A 23,596-nucleotide genomic window follows, 5' to 3' on the forward strand; every position below is an offset into this window, starting at 1 on the left:
GGACTTCGAGACAGGGACTAAGCGTCGGAAGACCTGATCGGCGCGATGGCGGTGAGCAGGCGGGCGGCGTGCTCGTCGAACCGCTCGCGCGGGACGTCGATCGTGCCGTCCAGCCACGGCCGGTACAGGTAGGCCAGCGCACCGAAGATCGCGTTCGCGTTGAGCACGCTGTCGAGGTGGTCCGGTCCGGGTTCGCGGTAGTCGCCCGCGCCGATGGTCATGGCGATGGGCGCGGTGAACAGTTCGATGAGTTCGTCGCCGCGCTGCGCGAGCACGGGGGTGGACTGCGACTCCACGAACATGATCCGGCCGCGCCGCCGATCCTCGGTCAGATAGTCGGTGAAGGCCGCGACGACGTGGCGGAACATCGCCTCGCGTTCGATCGGCGCCTCGGTCAGCGCGTCGAGCAGGTGGTCCCGCGCGCCGACGACCACCGTCTCCAGCACGGTGGTGAGCAGCGCGTCCAGATTCGGGAAGCTCTCGTAGAAGTAGCGCTCGGTCAGTCCGGCCTGCCTGCACACCCCGCGCATGGAGATCTCGGACGCGCCGACGGTCGCCATCAATTCGGCGGCGGCTTCGACGAGTTGTGTTCTGCGCGTGGCGATTCGCTCGGCGGGGGCCAGCCCACGCCAGTTGCGCATTCGGGCGAAGGATTCGTCGGAATCGGCGACCATCCCTCGATCCTCTCATGCCCGAACAGGCCCCGGCGGGGGTCGACTTCCGGCCTCGGGCCGTATCAGGGAGGCGTCGGCGCTTCGGGGAAGAGGTTCGGGATGTCGAGGGCGTATTCGATGTCGGCGCGGGTGCCGAGCGTGGTGAGCAGGACGCGGATCATGGTGAGCCGCGCGGCGTCGACGGTCTCGGCGTCGGGTTCGGCGCCGGGCGCGGTGCCCGCGGAGATGCGGTAGACGACGTATTCGCAGACGTGCAGCGCGGCGTCCAGATCGAGCGGCGAGGGCACCGGCCTGCCCAGCTCGGTGAACGTCTCGCGGACGGTCGCGCGGATGTCGTCGAGCGCGCGCTCGCGATAGGCGGAGACCGGCGAGGCCGGATCGTGCAGTTCGGCGAACAGCGGGCGCAGCATGGGGCCGTGGCCGCGGGCCCAGTCCAGGTAGGCGTCGATGAGCCGGATGCCGAGCTCGACGGGTTCGTCGGTGCCGGTGAGCGCGGCGCGGATCCCGCCGACCAAGCCCTCGTTGGACGCGGCCAGCAACACGTGCAGCGGTTCGGCGGCGTTGCCGAAGTATCGGTAGAACGTCGGCCGCGCCAATCCGGCCTGCTCGATGATCTGCGCGACGCTCAGGCCGCGAGAACCGTTGCGGGTGAACACTTCCGCGGTCGCGAGCGCGATCCTGGCTTTGACCTCCTCGGCCTGCTCCTTGGTCTGCGGCGGGCGGCCGCGGCGGGTCGGCGCGTCAGCGGGCATGGTGAGGCCTCACAGCTGGATGGCGGGCATGTCTGTGCTGCACAACGGAGAGCTTGACACGGGACGCGTCACGAGGATTAATCTAACACCACTGTTCAGTAAATGCTCTGGACGCGCGCATCCGAATCCGTCCCACGAGAGGGCCGACAATGACGACCGCCCCGAAGCTGGCCGAACCGGCCGCACTGCCCGCCGACCTGGTGCGGCCGCTGCTCGAGCACGCCGTCGCGGGCGGCGCCCCAGCGGTCGAGGTCTTCGCGCCCGCGACCGGGCGGTTCGTCACCGAGCTGCCGCAGTCCGGCACCGACGACATCGAGCGCGCCTTCGCCACGGCGCGGGCCGCGCAGCGCGAATGGGCCCAGCGTCCGGTGCGCGAGCGCGCCGCCGTGCTGCGCCGCTTCCACGACATCGTGCTCGCCGAGCAGGACGCCATCCTCGACATCGTGCAGACCGAGACCGGCAAGTCCCGCGCGCACGCCTTCGACGAGGTCGGCGATGTCGCGGTGAATGCCAGGTACTACGCCTCGGTCGCCGAGAAGCTGCTGGCGACCCGCAAGCCGCGCGGCGTGCTGCCGGTCCTCACCCAGGTCGATGTCCGGAACCGGCCCAAGGGCGTCGTCGCGGTGATCTCGCCGTGGAACTACCCGCTCGCCTTGGCCGCCTCCGACGCGCTGCCCGCCCTAGTCGCGGGCAACGCCGTGGTCGCACGGCCGGACAACCAGACCGCGCTGACCGCACTGTGGGCCATCGACGCCGCCGTGCGCGCCGGACTGCCGCGCGGCTTGTGGCAGGCGGTGCTGGGACGCGGGTCGGTGATCGGCGGCGAGGTCATCGCGCGCGCCGACTACGTCGACTACACCGGCTCCAGCGCCACCGGCCGCACCATCGCCCAGCAGGCGGGCGAGCGGTTGATCGGCTACTCGCTGGAACTGGGCGGCAAGAACCCGCTGCTGGTGCTGGCCGACGCCGACGTGTCCCGGGCCGCCAAAGTCGCCGTCCGCGCCTGCTTCTCCTCGGCGGGACAGCTGTGCGAATCCATGGAGCGCGTCTACGTGCACGAGGCGGTCTACGACCGGTTCGTCACCGAATTCGTCGCGAATGTGCGCTCGATCGAGCTGGGCGCGGAGCTGAACTACGCCAGCGACATGGGCTCGCTGACCTTCCAGCGTCAGCTGGACACCGTGCGCGCGCACGTCGACGACGCGGTGGCCAAGGGTGCGCGGGTGCTCGCGGGCGGCCGTGCGCGCCCCGATCTCGGTCCCTTCTTCTACGAGCCGACCGTGCTCGCCGACGTGCGCCCCGGCATGACCGTCTACCGCGAGGAGACCTTCGGCCCGGTGGTCTCGGTCTACCGCGTCGGCAGCGACGAGGAGGCCATCGAGGCGGCCAACGACACCGCCTACGGCCTCAACGCCAGCGTGTGGACCAAGGACGCGGCGCGCGGCCGGGCGGTGGCCGCCCGCATCAACGCCGGATCGGTGAACGTCAACGAGGGCTTCATCGCCGCGTGGGGCAGCGCCGACGCGCCGTCGGGCGGGCTCGGTATCTCCGGCACCGGACGGCGGCACGGCCCCGAGGGCCTGCTCAAGTACATCGACACCCAGACCATCGCGGTGCAGCGCGTGCTGCCGATCGCGCCGCTGCCCGGGATGTCGGAGGAGCTGTGGGCCAAGACCATGACGCTCTACTTCAACGTCATGAAGGCGCTGCGACAGAAGTAGGCGGCGCCGAGAAACCGCCGTCGTCACGAGCGACGTCACCGGAAACGAACGCAGGGATAGGGAACGGATGAAGCTGGACACGGTCGCGGGCAAGAAGATTCTGGTCACGGGCGCCGCCATGGGGCTGGGCAAGTTGTTCGCCGAGCGCGCGGTGCGCGAGGGCGCCGCCGCGGTGGTGCTGTGGGACATCAATGAGGTCGCGCTGAAGGGCACCGCCGCGGAACTCGCGGGCCGCGGCTCGGAGATCCACCACTACGTGGTGGACGTGTCGGATCGGGACGCCATCGCCGAGACCGCGACCGCGGTCCGTGAGACGGTCGGCGACATCGACATCCTGGTGAACAACGCGGGCATCGTGCGCGGCAACACCTACTTCTGGGAGACCGAGAACCGCGCCGACATCGACAAGACGATGGCGATCAACTCGCTCGCGCCGATGTACATCACCCTCGAATTCCTGCCCGCCATGGTGCGTGGAACCGGCCAGGCGCGGGTGCTGAACATCGCCTCGTCCGCGGGCCTGGTGGCCAACCCGCGCATGTCCGTCTACGCCGCGTCCAAGTGGGCGGCCCTCGGCTGGTCCGACTCGGTGCGCCTGGAACTCGAGCAGGCGGGCCACGACCACGTCAAGGTCACCACCGTGTGCCCGACCTACATCAACACCGGAATGTTCGACGGCGCCAAGGGTTTCTGGCTCACCCCGATCCTCGAGCAGGACGCGGTCGTCGACACCTCGTGGAACGAGATGAAGCAGGGCAACGCGCTGGTCGTGCTGCCGTGGACCTCCCGCCTCAACCGGGCGCTGTCCGGCATCCTGCCGCTCAAGCTGCGCGATCTGTTCCTCGACACGGTGGGCGTCTACCACTCGATGGACGAATTCACCGGACGTAAGAAGTAGGCCCGGACGACGAACGACCGCGCGTTCCAGGGGGACGCGCGGCCGTCCGCGGCTTGTGCCCACGGGTGACACTCAGGGACGCGTGCCGATGACGACGGTCGCGTAGTGCTCCTCGGACTCCGCGACGCGGGCGAGGAGGCCGCGCTCGTTCAGGATCTCGGTGGCGACGATCGCCTGCTCCGGGCTCGATTCGACGAGCAGGTGTCCGCCGGGAGCGAGCCAATCGGGCGCGTCGGCGACGACGCGACGGAAGATGTCCAGACCGTCGGCCCCGCCGTCCAAGGCGGTGCGCGGCTCGTGGTCGCGGGCCTCGGGCGGCATGTCCGCGATGTGGTCCGAGGGCACGTACGGGGTGTTGGCGAGCAAGAGGTCGACGCGACCGCGCAGGGCGGCGGGCAGCGGCGCGAACAGGTCGCCCTCGTACACGGCCGCGCCGAGCGGAGCGAGATTGCGGCGGGCGCACTCGACGGCGGCGGGTTCGATATCGGCGGCCGACAGTTCGACCGTCTGCCCCTGGGCGATCAGCGCGGTGGCCAGCGCCATACCCAAGGCGCCGGAGCCGCAGCACAGGTCGACCACCACGGGCGTCGGCTCGATCGCGTTCGCGAGTGCGAGCGCCTCCTCGACCAGGAAAGCCGTGCGCTGCCTCGGCACGAACACACCCTGCCCGACCGCCACCCGCAACCCGCGGAATTCCGCCCAGCCCAGCAGGTGCTCGAGTGGCATCCCGGAAACCCGTTCCGCCACAAGGCCATCGATATCGCGTCCGGTCTCTTCCGCGGCATAGATCAACAGCCGCGCCTCCTCCTCGGCGAACACACACCCCGCCACCCGCAGCTGCGCCGCCACCTCGGCGACCTCCACACCAGACACCCGGCCATCCTGCCCCAGGCCCTGTCTCGAAGTCCCCTCCGGCGCCTCCTCGGCCCGGATCGCCGCCTGGCCGCGTTGTCGTCGTCACCGATACAACCCCGGGTATCGGCACGAGACGTTCCGCGGCCCGACCGAGAACGTCTCGATCGGGCCGCGGGCCGCGCGTGTCTAGCGGGAGGTGGCGAGTTGGAAGGTGCGGGTGGCGTCGAGGTAGATGCCGCGCTGGGCGTGGCGGGCGGGTGGAGGGAGCTGGGAGACCAGCTGCTCGAGCGACGTCATGGCGCCGACGACGTGGGTGCCCGCGACGATGAAGTCCGCGACCGCGCGGCGAATGTGGTTGGGCGAGGTCACCACGACCGCGCTGGTGGCGCCGACGTCGCGGAGCAGCTTGCTGCTGTACAGCGCGTTCTGCACCGTCGAACCCGCGCGGTTCTCGGCGTGCACGCGCGAGGCCGGGATGCCGCGCTCGACCAGCCAGTTGCGCATGGCCTCGGCCTCGGTGATCCCGTTCTGCGGGTTGCCGCCGGTCACCACGATCGGCGAGAACGGCGACGCGACGGCCTGGATCCACGCCGCGGTCAACCGGTTCACCAGCTCGGGGCGCAGCGCGCCGTCGGGCAGCAGACCGTAACCCAGCACGACGATCCCGGTCTGCGGGCCGACCAGCGCGGGCAGCGGATTGGGCAGTGTGCCGACCGCGGCGCTGATCGCGTGCAGCACGTGGCCGGTGCCCGCGGCCAGCTCGGGATCGGCGATCTGCAACCGCCCCATGGCGTCGGCGAGACCGAGCAGATCGTTGGCGTAGTGCGACCAGATCGCCTGGAGCGAGAGCGCTTCGGTGTCATGGGGATCGGCGCCGATCAGCGCCCGCAGATCGGCGAGGCCCGCGCCGTCGTTGCCGTCGACGAAGTGGCGCTGGGCGGAGTTGTAGAGGGCGTCGGTTTCGGGGGACGCCTGGGCGGGCGCGCCCGCCAGGCCGGTGAGGGTGAACGTCGCGAACGCTGTCGCGACCAGGATTCTCCAATGCCTCGAGATATTCACTACAGTCGACACCTTTCCACGCGTGAAACGGGGTTTTCGGTACGTCAGCTGGCAGTTGGCCGGGCAAAGCTCTCCACACGATACGACCGGACCCCGCCGCAGCCCGGTAATTGCGTGGCCGAATCGCCCGGTCGATTCGCGCGGCCGTCCGAGCTCGACCCGGCCAGCGGGTTGCTGACGGAATGCGTGCGGCCGCGCCCATTAAGCTGTCACCCCGTGGACACCCTTTCGCTGACCGGCAAGGAACTCGCCGCCGCCATCAACGCCGACACCAAGGAGCGCACCGCCGCGCTCGCCGCGGGCATACACGCCCCGCGGCTGGCCCTGGTCGTGGCCAACGACGATCCGGCCAGCGCCTGGTATGTCAACTCGCTGCGCAAGGCCGCCGAGCGGCTCGGAATCGCCTGCGAGCGTATCGATCTGGGCGCCGACGCCACCGCGGAGCAGATTCGGGAGGAACTCACCGCGCGCAGCGCCGACACCTCCTACGACGCGATCATGCTGCAAACCCCGTTGCCCGCCGGTGTCTCGCTGGACGACGTGAGCTCGGCGATCGCCGCGGACAAGGACGTCGACGGGGTCAGCCCGCTCTCGCTCGGCCTGCTCGCCGCGGGTCTGGACGGTTTCGTGCCCGCCACCTCCGAGGCCGTGGTGGAACTGCTGAAGCACCACGAGATCCCGCTGCGCGGCAAGCTGGTCGCGGTGGTCGGCCGCTCGAACATCGTCGGCAAGCCGCTCGCGCAACTGCTGCTCGCCGAGGACGCCACCGTCATCGTGTGCCATTCGCGCACGGCCGACCTCGCGGCCGTGACCGCGACCGCCGACGTGGTGGTCGCCGCCGCGGGCCGGGCCGGGCTGGTCACCGGCAAGCACGTGCGCGAGGGCGCGGTCGTCATCGATGTCGGCACCAACGAGGCGCCCGACGGCGGCATCGTCGGCGACGTGGACGCGGACTCGGTGCGCGGCAAGGCCGCCGGACTCAGTCCCGTCCCCGGCGGCGTCGGCCCGGTGACCACCGCGCTGCTCATGCGGCACGTGGTCGCGGCCGCCGAGAAACTGCGCGGCTGAGAGGTGTAGGAAGCGCCGCCGTCGAACAGGGCCGCGGCACCAGTTGCCACGGCCCGCCGCGAGCTGTCGTACCTCGGCTCAGCCCGCCGCGGCGATACTCGTGATCAGGGTGCGGTCACCCGTCCGCGCCACGCTGACCAGCTGGGCGTTGTAGGTCATCGGGTCGCGGCCCGGCCGGTTCTCGGTGATCACCACGCGATACTGGCCCGCGAAGGCGCCCGGCGTGATCGCGACGCAGTGCGTGGTGCCCGCGGGAATGCTGTCGATGCCGTGCTGGATGGCCGCCACCGTCGGCACCGAGGCGTTCGGCGCGACCACGGCGCGCGCCTGTTCGGCGGAGCGCGTCACGTAATACGCGTACTGGAAGGCGAAGATCGCGCCCGGCCCGGAATCGGTGCCGCCGTCGCCGTTTCCCTGGATCTTGTTGCCCACGCGCTCCGCGGGGCATCGGGTGGCGGGAGCCACCGGCTCGGCTGTCGGGACCGGGCTGTTGGCGGCGGTGGGCTGCGGTGCGGGATCGCCGCGGAAGTACAGGAACGCCGCGGCGGTCATCGCCAGCGCGGCGACGGAAGCGACGAGCGCGGGAGCCCAGCGCTTGATGGGCGGGCGCTTGGGGGAGCGGTCGATCATCCGCGCGAAGACGTCTTCCTCGGGGAAATGCGCTGGCTCCGGGACGAATTCGGCCTCGGGTTCCCATTCGGGCTCGGCCGCCGAGTCGTACGGTCGCCGCGGCACCCAGTCCGCCCACTCGCCGCGATAGTCGGTTTCGCCGTGATAGTTCTGTTCGCCGGGCCACGGCGGCGTCCCGGGCGCGGCGGGGCGCGGCATCATGCCCCGTCCGGGTCGTGTCGTCATGTCCGGTCGTTCCATCTCCCCGCCTTCATCAGGTCACGCCGTCGGGTGCATCCCACATCGAAACCAGCTCCCCGGCACGATACTGCCAGGGAACTGGCTTCCGCGAAACGTCCGGGGCGCGTCGCGAGGAGAGGAGAACCTCCGAACGCGGCCTCACCAGTGCACGTTCACCGGGTCGCCGATGCCGACCGTCTCGTAATACCAAGCGGCGTCGTCGGGCCCGAGATTGATGCAGCCGTGGCTGACGTTGGCATAACCCTGGGAGTCCACCGACCACGGCGCCGAATGCACGAAAACACCGCCCCACGTCAGACGTTCGGCGTATTCGCCGTTGATCAGGTATCCCTCCGGCGAACTCAGCGGGATGCCGATGGTGCGGGAGTCGAAGACCACCGAGCGGAACTTCTCCAGCACCGGGTAAGTGCCCGTTGGTGTTTCGAATCCGGGCTTGCCCATGGACGCGGGCATGCTCCGCACGACTTGGCCGCCGATGCTCACGGTGAACGTGTGCGCGGACATGTCGGCCTCGGCGTAAACGCCTTCGTTGGTGCGGAATTCGGTGCGGGAGTTCCCGAATCGCACGGTGATGTCGGAGCGCGCGGGCAGGAAGTCCGTCGGCGTCCAGGTGAGTTCGCGGTCGTTCGCCCACGCGAACGTGCCGTCGAGCGGGCCTGCCGAGCCGATGCTCACGAGGCGCTCGGCGCGAGCGCGGTCAGTGACCGGTGCGGTGAACTGGATGGTGACCGGGTGCGCGACGCCGACTTCCTGCCCGGCGGTCGGCGTGATCGCCGTGATCCTGTCGGCGAATGCCGGGCCGATCAGCGTCGCCGCCGCCGCGCCCGAGCCGAAGACGGCCACAGCGACGACAACGGTCGCGAGGAACAGGTTGCGAAGAACGCTCCGCATGGCTCCACCCCTTTCGAGATGGTGTGGTACGCGGAAAACTATCCTACGCCTTCATGATCAACCCGGCTTGCCGAACATGTGAGGCATGATTCCGGGGAGATATTCATAAAACCGGTCGGTTTTTTCCGCAACACCTGCTCGCCCGCGCCGCAGATCCACAGCCCGGGATTCTCGACCTCGATCGCGACCGGCACCACGTCGGGTTGCCCGTCCGGATCCACCGTCGCCAGCCTGGCCAGCGGCTGGGCGCGCAGGTAGGTGATCTCTTGCTCGGTGAACGCCACCGCGGCCTCCTCCTCGTCGTTCGCTACGCCTGCGGCGCGCCGCCCAGCGGACGGATCGGCCGGGATTCCGGCTTGGGTGTGGCCGGAGGACGGGACATGCGCCCGCCCAGCCGTTCCTGCACCGTGAAACCGTGCGCGCGGCACCAGCGGGCCAGCGCGGCGACCGTCGCCTCGTCGTCGCGGAAGGTGGGCAGCAGTTGACCGGCGATGTGCAGGTGGTGCGCGTCGGCCGTGCGGCACAGGTGCACCAGGCCCGCAGTGCCGAGGCCCATGCCGCGCAGCGCGGGCGTGACCGTGATGCCGTCGAGTTCGATTGTGCTGGTGTGGATCTCGAACTCGATCTCGATCGGTCCCGGCCCGCTCCTGCGCAACCGCATGACATCGGAAGGAATCGGGCGCAGTTCGCCGGGCAGGTGATCGACGAGCCGCTGCCGCGCCGCCTCGGACGGCGCGAGTCGCACGGCCTCCGCCAGTCGATAGGTGAGTTCGTCGACGGACGTGCGGTCGCCCTCGGCGGCCTGCTCGCGCACGTAGGGGCAGTCACGGGCGAGGGCGCGCAGCTGCCGCGCCCACTGCGGCGCGATCATCGCGAAACGCGGCGCGACGGCGGCGATCGTCGCCTCGATCCCGACCACGCCGCTCAGCGTGGTGGTCTCCCCGCCCGAGAGCACGCCCCACGAATGCTCGTCGGCGCCGACGCCGTGCCTGCCGAGTTCGCGACGGAGCCGGTCGAGCCGCCGTTCCGCGCGCTCGTACGGCCCGCCCGGCAGCCGGCCGAGCCACTCGGGCCTGCCGCGCAGATTGGTCCGGATGCGCAGATCCGCCAGCGCGATGCGCGCGGCACGGTAGTTGCTCCAGGCGTGCGCGCGTCGCTCGCGCACCTGTAGCGCCGGGTCGCCGGGCGTCTCGGAGGACGGGGGAGCGTCACTCATGACCATCAACCGTAGATCCGGCCATGGTGACCCGGGAGACCCTTCGGTACGAAGGTTCGCGCATCCGCCGACACGCCGCTGGTCAGGGCCGCCACACCGGAATGTTGTCGGCGTGTCTTCCTATCGGCGTGTCGCCGACGGGATTCAGCTGCGGACGACGTGCACGACCTCGGCGTGCAGGGCGTCGGCGCGCGCGGTGATCTCCTCGATGCGCAGCAACGCGGGCGCGAACTTGTCGCCCAGCGCGGCGGGCAGCGAGGCCACGTTGATCTCGATGTTGAGCTGCGAGCTGGACGCGGCGGCGCGGGCGGCGTCGGCCGCGGCGCCGATATCGGTCACGACGTTCGGGTTGCCGATCGGCAGCAGCTCCGCGGCCAGGGACAGCACCTCGTCGGCCTCGTCCACCACCGCGGCGGGGACCCGCGCGGCCTCGACCAGGGCGGCGTTGATGGCCTCGGTGCGTGCCGCGGTCTCCTCGTCGGTGTCCTTCGGCAGCTTGTACGCGGCGCCGACGGCGGTGAACGCGGCCGCGTCGGCGTCGGCGAGGGCCAGCGCGCGGTCACGGGCGGCATCGGCGGCCTCGATGATCCGGTCCACGATCGGCCGGTGCTCGGCGTCCTTCGCGCGGGTCGTGTACCGGGCGACCATGGCGATCAGCGCGGCGCCCTGCGCGGCGTGCAGCGCGGCCACCGCGCCGCCACCCGGCGCGGGGATCTTGGCGGCCAGATCGGTCAGGTACCGCGCGAGGGTGACCTCACCGAAGGAAGACGCGGTTTCCTGGGACGACGTGCTCGGCTGCGACACGGGTGGCCTTTCGTTCTTCGGCGGCGTGAACTGATGATCACGCTACCGCTTGCCGCCGCGCGCACCCTGGCCGGACCGCCGCGTCGGACAGCCGGTGCGCGGCCGGTGCAAACCTGCGGTTATGTTGAGCACATGCGGATCGGATTGGGCATCAACTACTCGGGCGGCTTCAAGGAAGCGGCGGCGGAAGTGGCCGACCTGGAACGGGCCGGACTCGACACGGTCTTCGTGCCCGAGGCGTACTCCTTCGACGCGGTCAGCGCGCTGGGGTACCTGGCCGCGAAGACCGAGCGGCTGCAGTTGGCCTCTGGCATCTTGCAGATCTACACCCGCACCCCGAGCCTCACGGCGATGACCGCCGCGGGCCTCGACTTCGTCTCCGAGGGCCGGTTCCTGCTCGGCCTCGGCGCGTCGGGTCCGCAGGTGATCGAGGGCTTCCACGGCGTGCCCTACGACGCGCCGATCGGGCGCACCAGGGAGCTGGTGGAGATCTGCCGCAAGGTGTGGCGCCGGGAACGGCTCGAGTACCAGGGCAAGCACTACCGGATCCCGCTCCCCGAAGGCGAGGGCACCGGTCTCGGCAAGCCGCTCAAGCTGATCAATCACCCGGTGCGCGAACGCATTCCGGTGTTGCTCGCGGCGCTCGGCCCGAAGAACGTCGAGCTGGCCGCCGAGATCGCCGAAGGCTGGCAACCGATCTTCTTCCTGCCGGAGCGGGCCAAGGACGTCTGGGGCGCGTCGCTGGACGCGGGTCTGGCCAAGCGCGATCCGGCCCTCGGCGAGCTGGAGGTGTTCGCCGGTCCGGCGCTGGCCATCGGTGAGAACGTGACGCCACTGCTGGAGTTCGTCAAGCCGCACCTGGCCCTGTACATCGGCGGCATGGGCGCCAAGGGCAAGAACTTCTACCACACCCTCGCCACCAAGTACGGCTACGGCGCCGAGGCGGACCGCATCCAGGAGCTGTACCTGGCGGGCCAGAAGGAAGAGGCCGCCAAGGTCGTGCCGGACGAGCTGGTCCGCGACATCTCGCTGGTCGGTCCGGCCGGTTTCGTCAAGGAACGCGTCGCGGCCTTCCGCGAGGCGGGCGTCACCGCGCTGAACGTGGTGCCGATGGCCGCCACGCCCGCCGAGCGGGTCAAGCTGATCGAGCAGCTGCGCGAGCTGGTCTGACGAAAACGACGGCGTCCCGGCCTGCGTGCCGGGACGCCGTCGCGTTCGGGTCTGGTGGTGTCGCAGCTCGGTCGAGTCGCGGCTGGGTCGCCTCGCGGCTCAGTTGGATCGCAGCGAGGACAATGCCGCCTCGAGCGTCGAGTGCAGCGCGAAGACCTGATCCAGGCTGGTCATCTTGAGCTGACGACTGGTCGCCGGTCCGTCGGCGACCACCGCGATGGTCGTAGCCTCCCCGGCCCGCTGATGCGCCGCGACCAGCGCCGCCATCCCCGCCGAGGCGAGGAAGCTGACCGCGGTCAGGTCGATGATCAATGCCGTCGGCTTGCTCGCCAGGATGCCCTCGATCGCGGTTTCCAGTGCGGGCGCGGTCGCAAGATCGACCTCGCCGGCCACCGTGAGCACGGTCGCACCGTCACGCACTGCGACGGAGGTGGTCATCGTGTCCGCCATGGGATACGCGTCTCCGGAAGTGTTGGTCACACAAAACAATCTGCCATGAACCGCCCGATCCTGCCGCATCGTCCCGCAGATTCCGACGGTTCGCGCCGCTCGGTGGGGGCACCGAGGGCGCTTTCGTACGGGTCGACCCTACAGCAACCGCGCTATACGGTCAGGCGGGACAGTTGCTCGGCGCCTGCTCGCCCGCGAAGCGGTCGGCCGCCCACGCCGGGAAGAGTTCGGCGCCACGAGCGACGACGCTCTCGTGGTCGAGGCCGGGGTATTCGTTGTACTCGACCGCCGAACCGGCCTTGCACAGCGCGGTGCGCTCACGGGCGGTGAGTTCGGCGGGGGTGGTGATGTCCTCGGCGCCCTGGTAGATCGTGAACGGCATGGCGCCCGCGGGACGGAAGTCGTCGGCCGCGGCCATCGCGTTCGACCAGGGAGCGCCCGGCGCCATCGCCTCGGGCTTGTAGTAGTCGCGCAGCGGCTGGGCGGCGGTCCACATGTCGAAGCAACCGTCGGCGAGTACCGGCAGCATCTCCATCGCGTTCGGGTTCAGGAAGTCGGCGTAGCGCAGGTCCGGGTTGGCGGCCTTGATGCCGGGCAGGGTCGCGATGACATAGCCCGCGTTCTCGGGGCCCTTCATCGAGTTCAGGGTCAGGTCGCGGATTCGGACCGCCGGGGCGATGAGCCCGGCGCCCATTCCTTCGAGTTCCGGCGCGTAGCCGCGGGCGATCGACTCGACATGCATGGTGGTACCGCCGCCCTGCGACCAGCCGTACTCGACGTATCGATTCGAGGTGTTCAGTTCGGGCAGCGTGCGGACCGCACGCAGCATGTCCAGGGACGCACGGGCGTTCACGTCGCCGACCATGTAGTACGTGGCCCCGGGCAGGCCTTGGCCCGGGTAGTCGCTCATCGCGACCACATTGCCCTGGGCGAGCAGCGCTTCGATGCCGGGCACCCTGGACTCCTCGCCCGCGCCGAGGCTGCGTCGCGACGGGGCGCAGTTGTCGGCCAGTCCGGTGGTCTCGTGGTTCCACAGGACCAGGTCGCGCGGGCTGTCGGAGCGGCCGACCGGCGCGTAGATCTCGCCGGAGACGTAAGCCTTGACGCCGGGGCGGATCTCGGAGACGTAGACGACGTTCCAGCCCTGGGCGCCTGCCGGTGCATCTGATCGTGGTTGGGCCCAGTAGATCTCGCCCGGCTCGGCATCGGCGGGCGGCTGGTCGGTGATGTCCCAGAACGTGGTGCCGGCCGGGCCTGCCTTCGCCGTCAGCTGGACCGGGGTCGCGTCGTCGTTCGAGCTGCCGCATGCGGTCAGGGAGAGGGCGGCGGCGAGGGCGAGCGCGGTGCTCACCATGCGAAACGCGCCGCGTCGGTGGCCGGTCATCTGATGCTCCTACTGGTCCGGGAATGGTGCGGGTCACAGCACATCATCGATGGGCGATGCCGCCGCGCCCGGTTTCCATTGAATGGAAGGCGGCATGGTGTCGCGGCTGGTAGCGGGGACATTCTAGGCCTCACCTACCAGCCCAGATGAGGAGTTCGAACCATCATGCGAACCCGAGTCGCGATCATCGGATCCGGTCCGGCCGGGCTGCTGCTTGCGCAGTTGCTCGACCTGGCGGGCATCGATTCGGTGATCGTGGAACGACAGACCGCCGACCATGTGAGTTCCCGCATCCGCGCGGGGATCCTCGAGTCGGGCACCGTCGACGTGCTCAGGAAAGCGGGTGTGGGCGAACGGCTCTCGGCCGAGGCCATCGAGCACCGCGGAATCTATCTGCAGTGGCCGGGGGAGCGCAGGCATATGGACTTCGTCGAGTCGGCCAATCGCGCGGTCTACGTCTACGGGCAGACCGAGGTGACCAAGGATCTGCTCGCCGCGCGCGAAAAGGCAGGTCAGCAGGCGTTCTATCAAGCCGGTGACGTCGCGCCGCACGATCTGACGACCGACCGGCCCTACGTCACCTTCCGTGACGCCGACGGTGTCGCGCGGCGGATCGACGCGGACGTGGTCGTCGGCTGCGACGGCTACCACGGGCCGAGCAAGCAGGCCATGCCGCAGCGCCGCAGCTGGGAGCGTGCCTACCCGTTCGCGTGGCTCGGCGTGCTCGCCGAGGTCGCGCCCTCGACCGACGAGCTGATCTACGCCTGGCACGAGAACGGTTTCGCGCTGCACAGCATGCGTTCCGACACCGTCAGCCGGTTCTACCTACAGGTCGACCCGGCCGAGCGGATCGAGGAGTGGTCCGACGACCGGATCTGGGAGCAGCTGGCGACCCGGCTGCACCTCGACGGCTGGGACCTGAAAACCGGTCCGGTGCTGGAGAAGAGCGTGTTGCCGATGCGCAGTTTCGTCACCACCCCGATGCGACACGGCAGGCTGTTCCTGGCCGGCGACGCGGCCCACATCGTGCCGCCGACCGGGGCCAAGGGACTCAATCTCGCGGTCGCCGACGTGGCCTTGCTGGCCGAGGCGCTGGTCGCGCTGCTCGCCGACGGTTCGGCGGAACTCGCGAATAACTACTCCGACACCGCATTACGCAGGGTCTGGCGCTGCACGCACTTCTCCTGGTGGATGACCAGCATGCTGCACCGCCACGGCGACGACTTCGACGCCCAACTACAGCTCGCACAGCTGCGCCGGGTCGCGGACTCCCCCGCGGCGGCCAGGGAACTGGCCGAGAACTACGCGGGCCTGCCGATCGGAGGAGGCAGCCATGGCTGAGATCATGTCGCTGGCCGATGCCGTGCGCGCGCTGGTGCACGACGGCGACACCGTCGCGCTGGAAGGTTTCACCCATCTCATTCCGATGGCGGCGGGTCAGGAGATCATCCGGCAGGGCCGTCGCGATCTGACGCTGGTGCGGATGACACCGGATCTGGTGTACGACCAGCTGATCGGGGCCGGCTGCGCGCGCAAGCTCGTCTTCTCGTGGGGCGGGAATCCGGGTGTCGGCTCGCTGCACCGGTTCCGCGAAGCGGTGCAGCGGCAGTGGCCGCGCGCGCTCGAGATCGAGGAGCACAGCCACGCGGGCATGGCCAACCGCTATGTCGCGGGCGCGTCCGGGCTGCCGTTCGCGGTGCTGCGCGGTTACGCGGGCACCGATCTCGCGCGGGTCACCTCGACCGTCGCGTTCATCGACTGCCCGTTCACCGGGGAGCGGCTTGCCGCGGTGCCCGCGCTGAACCCCGACGTCACGATCATCCACGCGCAACGCGCCGATCGGCACGGCAACGTGCAGCTGTGGGGGTTGCTGGGCGTGCAGAAGGAAGCGGTGCTCGCCGCGCGGACCGCTCTGGTGACCGTCGAGGAACTGGTCGACGAGCTGACCCCGATGCCCGGTGCGATCGTGTTGCCGCACTGGGTCATCGGTGCGGTGGCCGTCGTCCCCGGCGGCGCGTGGCCTTCGTACGCGCAGGGCTACTACGAACGCGACAACGACGCGTATGCCGAGTGGGATCCCATCGGACGAGACCGAGAAGCGTTCCAGCGGTGGCTGAAAGAACTGACCGATGGGGAGGCGACGGCATGACAACGCTCGAATACGCCGCGGACGAGATGATGTCGATCGCCGCGGCCCGTGCGCTCGGTGGTGGTCAGCGAGTCTTCGTCGGCATCGGCTTGCCCTCTACCGCAGCCAATCTGGCACGGCGCTTGCACGCACCCGATCTCGTCCTGATCTACGAATCCGGCGCGATCGGCGCGAAGCCGGACCGATTGCCCGCCTCCATCGGTGACGGGATTCTCGCCGACACCGCCGATGCCGTGGTCGGCGTGCCGGAGATGTTCAACTACTGGCTCCAGGCCGGGCGCATCGACGTCGGCTTTCTCGGTGCGGCGCAACTGGATCGGTACGGCAATATCAACACCACGGTGATCGGGGACTACGCCGACCCGGCCGTCCGCCTGCCCGGCGCCGGTGGCGCACCCGAGATCGCGGCCTCGTGCGGCGAGGTGTTCGTGGTGACTCGCCAGAGCAAGCGCAGTTTCGTCGACCGGGTCGACTTCGTCACCTCGGTCGGACATGGTCGCGGACTCGGCGACCGCGCGAAACTCGGCCTGCCCGGCGCCGGCCCGACCACCGTGATCACCGATCTCGGTGTCCTGCGGCCTGATCCGGAGACCGCTGAGCTCGTCCTCACCGCGTTGCACCCCGGCGTGACCGTGGATCGGGTGGCCGCCGCCACCGGATGGGAACTCCGCGTGGCACCCGAGCTGTCGGTCACCGCACCACCTACCGCGGCCGAGCTCTCGGCCCTGCGGGCGCTGCAGGAGGCGTGATGAACCGAACGGATTCGCCGAACACCCTCGCCTACCGTCCCGATCCGCCGGGTACGCACCCGGCGTTGGACGAGCGGGCCTACCGCTCCACCGCGCTGCGGCATCCCACCCGGCCGCTGGTCGTGCTGCCGCACCTGCTCACCGAGGTGAGCGCCCCCGCGCTCGGTGCGGACCGCCTCGGCCCGAACGACGCCGATCTCACCAGGCAGCACGCGGGTGAGGCGCTGGGTCAGCGCATCATCGTCTCGGGCAGGCTGCTCGACGGCGACGGCACACCCATCCCGCACTCGCTGATCGAGATCTGGCAGGCCAACGCCGCTGGCCGCTACCGGCACACCGGTGATCGCTGGCCAGCTCCGCTCGATCCGAACTTCAGCGGCGCGGGGCGGACCCTCACCGACGGCCAGGGCCGCTATTCGTTCACCACGATCAAGCCGGGCGCCTACCCGTGGCGCAATCACGACAATGCCTGGCGGCCCGCGCACATCCACTTCTCGGTGTTCGGCCGCGCGTTCACCCAGCGGCTGGTGACCCAGATGTACTTCCCCGACGACCCGCTGTTCGCCCAGGACCCCATCTTCAACGCGGTGCCGGAAGCGGCGCGGCCCCGCCTGATCTCCCGGTTCAGTCTCGAAGGGACACAGCCGGAATGGGCGATGAACTTCGAGTTCGACATCGTCCTGCGCGGGCGCGACGCCACCCCGTTCGAGGAGCCGCACGATGACTGAATACCTGCTCTCGACGCCATCTCAAACGGTCGGGCCCTATCTGCACATCGGATTGACCTGGCCCGACGGCCCGTTCGCCGCGCCGGTGGGCACCGCGGGCGCGGTGTGGATCCGCGGACAGGTCTTCGACGGCGCGGGCGAGCCGATCACGGACGCGCTGGTGGAGACCTGGCAGGTCGACCCCACCGCGTTCGCCGAGCCCGGTCGATCCCGTTCGGCGCGTGCCGGTTTCGGGCGCAGTGACACGCGCGACGGCGGGTACGCCATTCATACGGTTGTCCCGCCGGAACTTCCGGCTCGGGGCACGGCGGTGCAAGCGCCGCATCTGGATGTGTCGGTCTTCGCCCGCGGACTCCTGCACCGCGTCGTCACCCGGATCTACTTTCCGGAGTTCGACTCCGCCAATGCCGCCGACCCGGTGCTGAGTTCGATCGAACCGGCCCGCCGGGAGCGGCTGCTCGCGCGGCGGACCGGCGACGGTTATGTCTTCGACATTCACCTCCAAGGTGAGCTCGAGACGGTGTTCTTCGATGTCTGAGCTGTTCGGGCCGCTGCGTGCCGCCGGACCGGTGGCCGCCGAGACCGGCGATGTCGCCTGGCTGACCGCCCTGCTCGACGTCGAGGCGGCCCTGGCGGGAGCGCTCGCCGACGCGGGGGTGATCGCCCCGGAGCACGCCGAGGCGATCGCCGCCGCCTGTAGGCCGGAGCTCTACGACGCCGCCGAGATCGGCGCGGCGGCAACCGGCGTCGGCAACCCCGCGGCGCCGGTGGTGCGAGCATTGACCGCGCGGGTCGCGGATCCGGCCGCGGCAGGCGTGGTCCATCTGGGCGCGACCAGCCAGGACATCATGGACACCGCGGCGATGCTGATCGCCGCGCGCTCCATCGACGCCCTGCTCGTGGATCTCGCCGCCTGTACCGAGCTGCTGGCGCGGCTGACCGAACAGCACGCCGCGACCCCCGCTGTCGGCCGGAGTCTGCTGCAGCAAGCCCTGCCGATCACCTTCGGCCTCACCACCGCCGGTTGGCTGTCGGCACTCGGGGCCGCGGCCGACCGGATGGCCCAGGTGCGGGTCGAACAGCTGGCCGTCCAATTGGGCGGTGCGGTAGGCACTCTGGCGTCCCTCGGCGCGCACGGTCCGGCGACGTCGGCCGCCTTCGCGCGGCGCCTGAACCTCGCCGAACCCGAACTGCCGTGGCACACCGACCGCACCCGGATCACCGAGATCGCCGGTGCGCTGGGCACTCTCGCCGCCGCCGTGGCCAAGATCGGCCGCGACCTCACACTGCTGTCGCAAACCGAGATCGGCGAGGTGTCCGAACACGCGCCGGGCCACGGTGGTTCGTCGACCATGCCGCACAAACGGAACCCGATCGCCGCGGTCTGCGCCGTCGCCGCGGCCGCGCAAGCCCCCGGCCTCGTCGCCACCCTGTTGGCCGCCGCTCCCGACCTGCAACGGGGGGCAGGGTCGTGGCATGCCGAATGGCAGCCCTTCACCGAACTGCTCCGCAGCACCGGATCGGCGGTGTCGTGGCTGCGGGCCAGCCTGTCTCGCTTGCGGATACACCCGGTGCGGATGCGCCGCAATCTGGCTGCCACCGGCGGTGCGTTGCTGGCCGAACGGGTGAGTACCGCGCTGATACCCCAGCTGGGCAGGCTGGCAGCACACACGGTGGTGGAGGAATGCGTGGCTCGAGCCGACGACCGGCTCACCTTCGCCGACGCGTTGCGGGCGCACCCGAGACTGGCCGGGCTGCTCGATCGCGCCGAGATCGAGGCACTCGTAGAACCGTCCACCTACCTCGGCAGCACGCGGTTCTTCCTCGGGCGAGCTCTGGCCGAGCACTCGGGCCGACAGCGCGATGGCGGCGGGCCGCGCACAACCGGGCCGGTCGACCTGCGGAGCGAGAGTTACGGCGACGGCTCGGGCGAGGCGGTGTTGCTCGTCAACGCCCTCGGTAGCGACCTGTCGATCTGGGACGACTACGTGCGGCCGTTGGCCGACAACGGGTTTCGGGTCATCCGGTGTGACACCAGGGGCCACGGCGATTCGCCGGTCCCGCTCGGACCGTACTCGCTCGCCGATCTCGGCGGTGACCTCGAAGCGGTTCTCGATCGGCACGGGGTGGAGTCGGCGCACGTCGTCGGGATCTCGCTCGGTGCGATGACCGGCTTGTGGCTGGCGCGGCACCGGCCCCAGCGGGTGCGGCGGCTGGTGGCCTGCTGCACGTCGGCTCGGCCGGGGAATCCGCCGCGGTGGCGCACTCGGGCCGCGCAGGCGCGGGCCGAGGGGATGGCCGCCATCGCCACCGCCAGTGCGCGGCGGTGGTTCACGCCGGAGTTCGCCGCAGCGCACCCGAGGGTCGTCGCCGAAAAACGGCTGCTCACCGCGGACACGCCCGCCGAAGGCTATGCCGCCTGCTGCGAGGCGCTCGCCGAGATCGACCTGTTCGACGACCTGCCCGCGATCACGGCGCCGACCCTCGTGTTGTCGACGGCGCAGGACCCGGCGTTCCCGCCGGACGACGGCAAGGCGATCGCCGATCGAATCCCCGGCGCCCGGTTCCGCATCATCGGCGATGCCGCGCACCTGGGCACTGTCGAACAGCCCGGCTCGTTCCTGACCGCCATCACCGACCATCTCCAGGAGTGCTCGTGACCAGTGATCCGAACAACGACGCCGCCATGGCCGTGCGGCGGGCCGTCCTCGGGGACGCGCACGTCGACCGGGCGCAGGCCAGAACCACCGAATTCACCCGGCCGTTCCAGGAATACCTGACCGCGGCCGCGTGGGGCGGTGTGTGGACCCGCGACGGCCTCGACCGCCGCACCCGCAGCGCGATAACGCTGTCGGTGCTCACCGCGCTCGGCTGTCATGACGAGCTCGCCATGCATGTGCGGGCCGCGTTGCGCAACGGCCTCACCGAAGCCGAGATCGCCGAGGTGCTCCTGCACACCGCCCCCTACTCGGGAATTCCCAAGGCCAACAGCGCTTTCGCCATCGCCGACCGGGTGTTGCGCGAATCCGCCGCCGAATAAGGCAGGCGCACAGACGAAAGCCCGGCTCCCACGAGGAGCCGGGCTTTCGCGCACCACCGACCGGTCGACGACAAGGCCGGACCACCCGGGGGTGATCCGGCCGGACCGAATTCAGCCGGGGAACGGCAGCTGCTCGGTGGCCACTGTGACCCAGCGGGTGTTGGAGAACGCGTCGATGCCCCAGCGTCCGCCGAAGCGGCCGTAACCGGAGTCGCGGACGCCGCCGAACGGCGCCTGCGGCTCGTCGCCGACGGACTGGTCGTTGATGTGCACGATGCCGGTGCGCAGGCCGGCCGCGACACGCAGGCCGTGGGTGGCGTTCTCGGTGATGATGCCCGCCGACAGGCCGTGCTCGGTGTCGTTGGCCATGGCGATCGCCTCGGCGTCGGTGGCGAAGGTGTCCACGACGCACAGCGGGCCGAAGGCCTCGTCGTGGTGCAGGTTCGCCGCGTGAGTGACACCGGTCAGCACGGTCGCGCGGTGCAGCGCCCCCTCCGGCTCGCCGCCACCGGCCACGACCGTCGCGCCCTTGGCGACCGCGTCGGCCACCAGGCCCGCGATGCGCTGGGCGGCAGCGGGATTCACCATCGGACCGATGACGGTCTGCGGATCCGACGGATCACCGGTCGGCAGTCCGGCCACCGCGGCGGCGAACTTCGCGGTGAACTCCGCGGCCAGCGACTCGTGTACCAGCACCCGGTCGGCCGACATGCAGATCTGGCCCGAGTTGGCGAACGCGCCGAACACCGCGGCGCCGACCGCGTAGTCCACGTCGGCGTCGTCCAGCACGATGATCGAGTTCTTGCCGCCCAGTTCCAGCACGGCGGGCTTGAGGTGCTCGGCGGCGAGGGTACCGATGATCCGGCCGACCCCGGTCGACCCGGTGAAGTTCACCGCGCGCACCCGCTCGTCGCTGATCAGCGTGCGCGCGATCTCGGGCGCGTCCGCGGGATCGTTGGTGATCACATCGAGGACACCGGCGGGCAGCCCCGCCTCGTGCAGCACGTCGGCGACGAGCAACCCGCTCGAGATCGGTGCGGCCTCGCTGGGCCGCAGCACCACGGTGTTGGCCGCGGCCAGCGGTGCGGCGACGGCACGCGCCGACAGGATGATCGGCGCGTTCCACGGCGCGAACGCCGCGACGACGCCCAGCGGTTCGCGCACGGCCATGCTCAGCACACCGGGTGCGCCCGAGGCCAGTACGTCACCTCGGGACGCGGTGATCGCCGCGGCGGCCTCGCGAAAGACGTTCGCGGCGAGCATGACGTTGAAGCCTGCCCACGGCGCCGCGCCGCCGACCTCGCCCGCCATATGTCCGATGGCCTGCTCGGCGCGCGCGTCCAGCAGATCGGCGGCGCGCAGGAAGATCGCGCGACGCTCGAACGGGGGCATGGCGGCCCAGTCGGCGAACGCCGAGTCGGCGGCGTCGACGGCGGCGGTGACGTCGGCGGGCGCGGCGGCCGCGACCGTGGCGTAGACGGTGGCCGACCAGGGATCGATCACGGTCGTGGTCCGCGCCGACGTGGCCGGAACCTCCTTGCCGCCGATCAGAAGAGCACGAGAAATGGGCATGGTGCCACGATGGGCTTTCTGTGGCCGGGGCCACTACGGCACTTTCATTGAATGGAAACCCAAGGCGCGGAAAGGCTGCCGGACGGTCGCGCGGTGCAAAGATGGCCCGGTGACCGATCGGCCGGAACCCGAAGCACCATCGACGCTGTACCTGATCAAGCAACTGGAACTGGCGGTGCGCGCGCTGATGGACGACGCGCTGCGCCCGCTGGGCCTGACCACCTTGCAATACACGGCGCTGACCGTGCTGGAACGCCGCAGCGGCCTGTCCTCGGCGCAGCTGGCGCGCCGGTCGTTCCTGCGTCCGCAGACCATGAACGTCATGGTGCAGACGATGGAGGAACGCGGCCTGATTCGCCGCGACCGCGACCCGGCCAACCGACGGGTCCTGGTGGCTGCCCTGACCGACCACGGGCGCGAGGTCCTGCGCGAAGCCGAGCCGCTGGTCGCCGCGATCGAAGGCAAGCTTCTGAACGGTCTGAGCCCGCGCCGTCGCGCGGAATTCCGCGCGGTGCTCGCGCACGGCACCGCGACACTCGCCGCCGAGGCAGGCGCTCGCGATCTGGGCGAAATGACCATCGGCTGAACGGTTTCGGCGTCCATACCGGGAGTGGAAACAGGTATTGACGGACCGGATCGGGTGGGGTAGACCTGTCCCCGAAATCATCAGCAATACTGATAAAGGAAGTGTGATGGACAGCAGCGCCGAACCTTGGGGCAACACCGTCGACGTGCAGTTCGACGACGGCATCGCGTGGGTGACGCTCAACCGGCCGGAGAAGCGCAACGCGATGAACCCGACCCTCAACGACGAGATGTGCGCGACCCTCGACGTGCTCGAGTACGACGACCGGTGCCGCGTGCTCGTACTCACCGGTGCGGGTGAATCCTTCTCCGCCGGAATGGATTTGAAAGAGTATTTCCGCCAGATCGAGGCCGCGGGCACGGTCGCGGCACAGAATCGCGCGCGCCGGGCCAGCACCGAATGGCAGTGGCGGCGGCTGTCCTACTTCGCCAAGCCCACCATCGCGATGGTCAACGGCTGGTGCTTCGGCGGCGCCTTCAGCCCGCTGGTCGCCTGCGACCTCGCCATCGCCGACGAGAAGGCGCAGTTCGGCCTGTCCGAGGTGAACTGGGGCATCCCGCCGGGGTCGGTGGTCACCAAGGCCATGGCCGCCACCGTGAACCAGCGCGACTCGCTGTACTACATCATGACCGGCGAGCCCTTCGACGGCGCTCGCGCCGCCGAGATGCGGCTGGTCAACGAGGCCGTGCCCGCCGATCGGCTGCGCGGTCGGACCCGCGAGCTGGCGCTGAAGCTGGCCGGTCTCAATCAGGTGGTGCTGCACACCGCCAAGGTCGGCTACAAGTTCGCCGCCGAGATGACCTGGGCGCAGTCCGAGGACTACCTGTACGCCAAGCTGGACCAGTCGCGGACGCTCGATGTCGAAGGCGGCCGGGAGAAGGGTCTGAGTCAGTTCCTCGACGACAAGACCTACCGGCCCGGTCTCGGCGCCTTCGACCCTGCCAAATAACCGCGAGGAGA

General features: G+C 70.2%; 25 protein-coding genes. 13 read left to right on the forward strand and 12 right to left on the reverse strand.

The genetic code is table 11. The features are described 5' to 3' along the window. Nucleotides 1-17 precede the first annotated feature (17 nt). The gene (locus tag AB0H49_RS08515; protein ID WP_355002437.1) at nt 18-674 is read right to left on the reverse strand and encodes a TetR/AcrR family transcriptional regulator; all 657 of its coding nucleotides are present in this window, start codon (nt 672-674) and stop codon (nt 18-20) included. A 62-nt stretch (nt 675-736) separates the two neighbouring features. Beyond that, on the reverse strand, nt 737-1,426 hold the full coding sequence (locus tag AB0H49_RS08520; protein WP_357248811.1) for a TetR/AcrR family transcriptional regulator: 690 nt from the start codon (nt 1,424-1,426) through the stop codon (nt 737-739). 149 nt (nt 1,427-1,575) lie between these two features. On the opposite strand from AB0H49_RS08520, the gene AB0H49_RS08525 reads away from it, so the two are divergent. Next, nucleotides 1,576-3,147 carry a succinic semialdehyde dehydrogenase gene (locus AB0H49_RS08525; protein WP_357248814.1) on the forward strand — a complete coding sequence of 524 codons (1,572 nt, stop codon included), beginning with the start codon at nt 1,576-1,578 and terminating at the stop codon, nt 3,145-3,147. A gap of 67 nt (nt 3,148-3,214) precedes the next feature. Then, entirely contained in the window at nt 3,215-4,045 is an 831-nt protein-coding gene (locus AB0H49_RS08530; RefSeq protein ID WP_357248817.1) for an SDR family oxidoreductase, read from the forward strand. 72 nt (nt 4,046-4,117) lie between these two features. Here AB0H49_RS08530 and AB0H49_RS08535 read toward each other — a convergent pair whose 3' ends face one another. Together AB0H49_RS08535 and AB0H49_RS08540 are read right to left on the reverse strand one after the other, a co-directional pair. Continuing rightward, on the reverse strand, nt 4,118-4,918 hold the full coding sequence (locus AB0H49_RS08535; protein WP_357248819.1) for a putative protein N(5)-glutamine methyltransferase: 801 nt from the start codon (nt 4,916-4,918) through the stop codon (nt 4,118-4,120). A 168-nt stretch (nt 4,919-5,086) separates the two neighbouring features. Next, nucleotides 5,087-5,959: a YdcF family protein gene (locus AB0H49_RS08540; RefSeq protein ID WP_357248821.1), complete on the reverse strand. Its 873-nt coding sequence runs from the start codon at nt 5,957-5,959 to the stop codon at nt 5,087-5,089. A 216-nt stretch (nt 5,960-6,175) separates the two neighbouring features. On the opposite strand from AB0H49_RS08540, the gene AB0H49_RS08545 reads away from it, so the two are divergent. After that, nucleotides 6,176-7,027, forward strand: coding sequence for a bifunctional 5,10-methylenetetrahydrofolate dehydrogenase/5,10-methenyltetrahydrofolate cyclohydrolase (locus AB0H49_RS08545; protein ID WP_355002443.1), 852 nt, complete (start codon nt 6,176-6,178; stop codon nt 7,025-7,027). A gap of 78 nt (nt 7,028-7,105) precedes the next feature. Here the strand turns inward: AB0H49_RS08545 and AB0H49_RS08550 are convergent, their stop codons facing one another. From AB0H49_RS08550 to AB0H49_RS08570, 5 genes are all read right to left on the reverse strand, one after another. Further along, on the reverse strand, nt 7,106-7,882 hold the full coding sequence (locus AB0H49_RS08550) for a hypothetical protein (protein ID WP_355002444.1): 777 nt from the start codon (nt 7,880-7,882) through the stop codon (nt 7,106-7,108). Nucleotides 7,883-8,035: 153 nt separating this feature from the next. After that, a complete protein-coding gene (locus tag AB0H49_RS08555; protein ID WP_357248824.1) occupies nt 8,036-8,788 on the reverse strand; it encodes a L,D-transpeptidase in 753 nt (250 codons plus the stop codon). A 38-nt stretch (nt 8,789-8,826) separates the two neighbouring features. Further along, nucleotides 8,827-9,072, reverse strand: coding sequence for a pyridoxamine 5'-phosphate oxidase family protein (locus AB0H49_RS08560; RefSeq protein ID WP_357248827.1), 246 nt, complete (start codon nt 9,070-9,072; stop codon nt 8,827-8,829). Nucleotides 9,073-9,095: 23 nt separating this feature from the next. Beyond that, nucleotides 9,096-10,004: a hypothetical protein gene (locus AB0H49_RS08565; RefSeq protein WP_357248830.1), complete on the reverse strand. Its 909-nt coding sequence runs from the start codon at nt 10,002-10,004 to the stop codon at nt 9,096-9,098. A 144-nt stretch (nt 10,005-10,148) separates the two neighbouring features. Then, a complete protein-coding gene (locus tag AB0H49_RS08570; protein ID WP_355002447.1) occupies nt 10,149-10,808 on the reverse strand; it encodes a cyclodeaminase/cyclohydrolase family protein in 660 nt (219 codons plus the stop codon). 132 nt (nt 10,809-10,940) lie between these two features. Between AB0H49_RS08570 and AB0H49_RS08575 the strand changes: the two genes are divergently transcribed. Next, the gene (locus AB0H49_RS08575) at nt 10,941-11,978 is read left to right on the forward strand and encodes an LLM class F420-dependent oxidoreductase (protein WP_355002448.1); all 1,038 of its coding nucleotides are present in this window, start codon (nt 10,941-10,943) and stop codon (nt 11,976-11,978) included. A gap of 99 nt (nt 11,979-12,077) precedes the next feature. Here the strand turns inward: AB0H49_RS08575 and AB0H49_RS08580 are convergent, their stop codons facing one another. Both AB0H49_RS08580 and AB0H49_RS08585 read right to left on the reverse strand, forming a co-directional pair. Continuing rightward, nucleotides 12,078-12,416, reverse strand: a complete 339-nt coding sequence (locus AB0H49_RS08580; protein WP_355002662.1) for an STAS domain-containing protein — start codon at nt 12,414-12,416, stop codon at nt 12,078-12,080. 172 nt (nt 12,417-12,588) lie between these two features. Beyond that, complete coding sequence (locus AB0H49_RS08585; RefSeq protein ID WP_357248834.1) at nt 12,589-13,812, reverse strand: lipase family protein; 1,224 nt, start codon at nt 13,810-13,812, stop codon at nt 12,589-12,591. Between the two features lie 165 nt (nt 13,813-13,977). On the opposite strand from AB0H49_RS08585, the gene AB0H49_RS08590 reads away from it, so the two are divergent. From AB0H49_RS08590 to pcaC, 7 genes are read left to right on the forward strand one after another with little or no spacing between them, the layout of a single operon-like run. Continuing rightward, nucleotides 13,978-15,153, forward strand: coding sequence for a 4-hydroxybenzoate 3-monooxygenase (locus AB0H49_RS08590; RefSeq protein ID WP_357248837.1), 1,176 nt, complete (start codon nt 13,978-13,980; stop codon nt 15,151-15,153). Next, nucleotides 15,146-15,961, forward strand: a complete 816-nt coding sequence (locus tag AB0H49_RS08595; RefSeq protein WP_355002451.1) for a CoA transferase subunit A — start codon at nt 15,146-15,148, stop codon at nt 15,959-15,961. The genes AB0H49_RS08590 and AB0H49_RS08595 overlap by 8 nt, the downstream gene beginning before the upstream one ends. Further along, nucleotides 15,958-16,710 carry a CoA-transferase subunit beta gene (locus AB0H49_RS08600; protein WP_357248841.1) on the forward strand — a complete coding sequence of 251 codons (753 nt, stop codon included), beginning with the start codon at nt 15,958-15,960 and terminating at the stop codon, nt 16,708-16,710. Before AB0H49_RS08595 ends, AB0H49_RS08600 begins: the two co-directional genes overlap by 4 nt. Then, nucleotides 16,710-17,438: a protocatechuate 3,4-dioxygenase subunit beta gene (gene pcaH / locus AB0H49_RS08605; RefSeq protein ID WP_357248844.1), complete on the forward strand. Its 729-nt coding sequence runs from the start codon at nt 16,710-16,712 to the stop codon at nt 17,436-17,438. The genes AB0H49_RS08600 and pcaH overlap by 1 nt, the downstream gene beginning before the upstream one ends. Then, nucleotides 17,431-17,976, forward strand: a complete 546-nt coding sequence (pcaG, locus tag AB0H49_RS08610) for a protocatechuate 3,4-dioxygenase subunit alpha (RefSeq protein WP_357248847.1) — start codon at nt 17,431-17,433, stop codon at nt 17,974-17,976. Before pcaH ends, pcaG begins: the two co-directional genes overlap by 8 nt. Next, entirely contained in the window at nt 17,969-20,098 is a 2,130-nt protein-coding gene (gene pcaD / locus AB0H49_RS08615) for a 3-oxoadipate enol-lactonase (RefSeq protein WP_357248850.1), read from the forward strand. Before pcaG ends, pcaD begins: the two co-directional genes overlap by 8 nt. Before the next feature lie 26 nt (nt 20,099-20,124). Continuing rightward, complete coding sequence (gene pcaC, locus AB0H49_RS08620; protein ID WP_355002663.1) at nt 20,125-20,478, forward strand: 4-carboxymuconolactone decarboxylase; 354 nt, start codon at nt 20,125-20,127, stop codon at nt 20,476-20,478. A gap of 111 nt (nt 20,479-20,589) precedes the next feature. Here pcaC and AB0H49_RS08625 read toward each other — a convergent pair whose 3' ends face one another. Further along, entirely contained in the window at nt 20,590-22,050 is a 1,461-nt protein-coding gene (locus AB0H49_RS08625; protein ID WP_357248853.1) for an aldehyde dehydrogenase family protein, read from the reverse strand. Between the two features lie 109 nt (nt 22,051-22,159). Here AB0H49_RS08625 and AB0H49_RS08630 point away from each other — a divergent pair, with 109 nt between their 5' ends. Beyond that, nucleotides 22,160-22,636 (forward strand): MarR family transcriptional regulator, encoded by a 477-nt coding sequence (locus tag AB0H49_RS08630; RefSeq protein WP_357248855.1) that lies wholly within the window; start codon nt 22,160-22,162, stop codon nt 22,634-22,636. Nucleotides 22,637-22,742: 106 nt separating this feature from the next. Further along, a complete protein-coding gene (locus AB0H49_RS08635; RefSeq protein WP_357248858.1) occupies nt 22,743-23,585 on the forward strand; it encodes a p-hydroxycinnamoyl CoA hydratase/lyase in 843 nt (280 codons plus the stop codon). Nucleotides 23,586-23,596 lie beyond the last annotated feature (11 nt).

Origin of the sequence: Nocardia sp. NPDC050713 (genome assembly GCF_040654315.1) — a bacterium.
GTDB lineage: Bacteria > Actinomycetota > Actinomycetes > Mycobacteriales > Mycobacteriaceae > Nocardia.

What these genes read in the sequence shown, in the direction of transcription:
- AB0H49_RS08515 (WP_355002437.1), bottom strand. Translation starts at nt 674, where the DNA reads ATGGTCGCCGATTCCGACGAATCCTTCGCCCGAATGCGCAACTGGCGT.
- AB0H49_RS08520 (WP_357248811.1), bottom strand. Translation starts at nt 1,426, where the DNA reads ATGCCCGCTGACGCGCCGACCCGCCGCGGCCGCCCGCCGCAGACCAAG.
- AB0H49_RS08525 (WP_357248814.1), top strand. Translation starts at nt 1,576, where the DNA reads ATGACGACCGCCCCGAAGCTGGCCGAACCGGCCGCACTGCCCGCCGAC.
- AB0H49_RS08530 (WP_357248817.1), top strand. Translation starts at nt 3,215, where the DNA reads ATGAAGCTGGACACGGTCGCGGGCAAGAAGATTCTGGTCACGGGCGCC.
- AB0H49_RS08550 (WP_355002444.1), bottom strand. Translation starts at nt 7,882, where the DNA reads ATGACGACACGACCCGGACGGGGCATGATGCCGCGCCCCGCCGCGCCC.
- AB0H49_RS08555 (WP_357248824.1), bottom strand. Translation starts at nt 8,788, where the DNA reads ATGCGGAGCGTTCTTCGCAACCTGTTCCTCGCGACCGTTGTCGTCGCT.
- AB0H49_RS08565 (WP_357248830.1), bottom strand. Translation starts at nt 10,004, where the DNA reads ATGAGTGACGCTCCCCCGTCCTCCGAGACGCCCGGCGACCCGGCGCTA.
- AB0H49_RS08575 (WP_355002448.1), top strand. Translation starts at nt 10,941, where the DNA reads ATGCGGATCGGATTGGGCATCAACTACTCGGGCGGCTTCAAGGAAGCG.
- AB0H49_RS08580 (WP_355002662.1), bottom strand. Translation starts at nt 12,416, where the DNA reads ATGACCACCTCCGTCGCAGTGCGTGACGGTGCGACCGTGCTCACGGTG.
- AB0H49_RS08585 (WP_357248834.1), bottom strand. Translation starts at nt 13,812, where the DNA reads ATGACCGGCCACCGACGCGGCGCGTTTCGCATGGTGAGCACCGCGCTC.
- AB0H49_RS08590 (WP_357248837.1), top strand. Translation starts at nt 13,978, where the DNA reads ATGCGAACCCGAGTCGCGATCATCGGATCCGGTCCGGCCGGGCTGCTG.
- AB0H49_RS08595 (WP_355002451.1), top strand. Translation starts at nt 15,146, where the DNA reads ATGGCTGAGATCATGTCGCTGGCCGATGCCGTGCGCGCGCTGGTGCAC.
- AB0H49_RS08600 (WP_357248841.1), top strand. Translation starts at nt 15,958, where the DNA reads ATGACAACGCTCGAATACGCCGCGGACGAGATGATGTCGATCGCCGCG.
- pcaH (WP_357248844.1), top strand. Translation starts at nt 16,710, where the DNA reads ATGAACCGAACGGATTCGCCGAACACCCTCGCCTACCGTCCCGATCCG.
- pcaG (WP_357248847.1), top strand. Translation starts at nt 17,431, where the DNA reads ATGACTGAATACCTGCTCTCGACGCCATCTCAAACGGTCGGGCCCTAT.
- pcaD (WP_357248850.1), top strand. Translation starts at nt 17,969, where the DNA reads ATGTCTGAGCTGTTCGGGCCGCTGCGTGCCGCCGGACCGGTGGCCGCC.
- pcaC (WP_355002663.1), top strand. Translation starts at nt 20,125, where the DNA reads ATGGCCGTGCGGCGGGCCGTCCTCGGGGACGCGCACGTCGACCGGGCG.
- AB0H49_RS08625 (WP_357248853.1), bottom strand. Translation starts at nt 22,050, where the DNA reads ATGCCCATTTCTCGTGCTCTTCTGATCGGCGGCAAGGAGGTTCCGGCC.
- AB0H49_RS08635 (WP_357248858.1), top strand. Translation starts at nt 22,743, where the DNA reads ATGGACAGCAGCGCCGAACCTTGGGGCAACACCGTCGACGTGCAGTTC.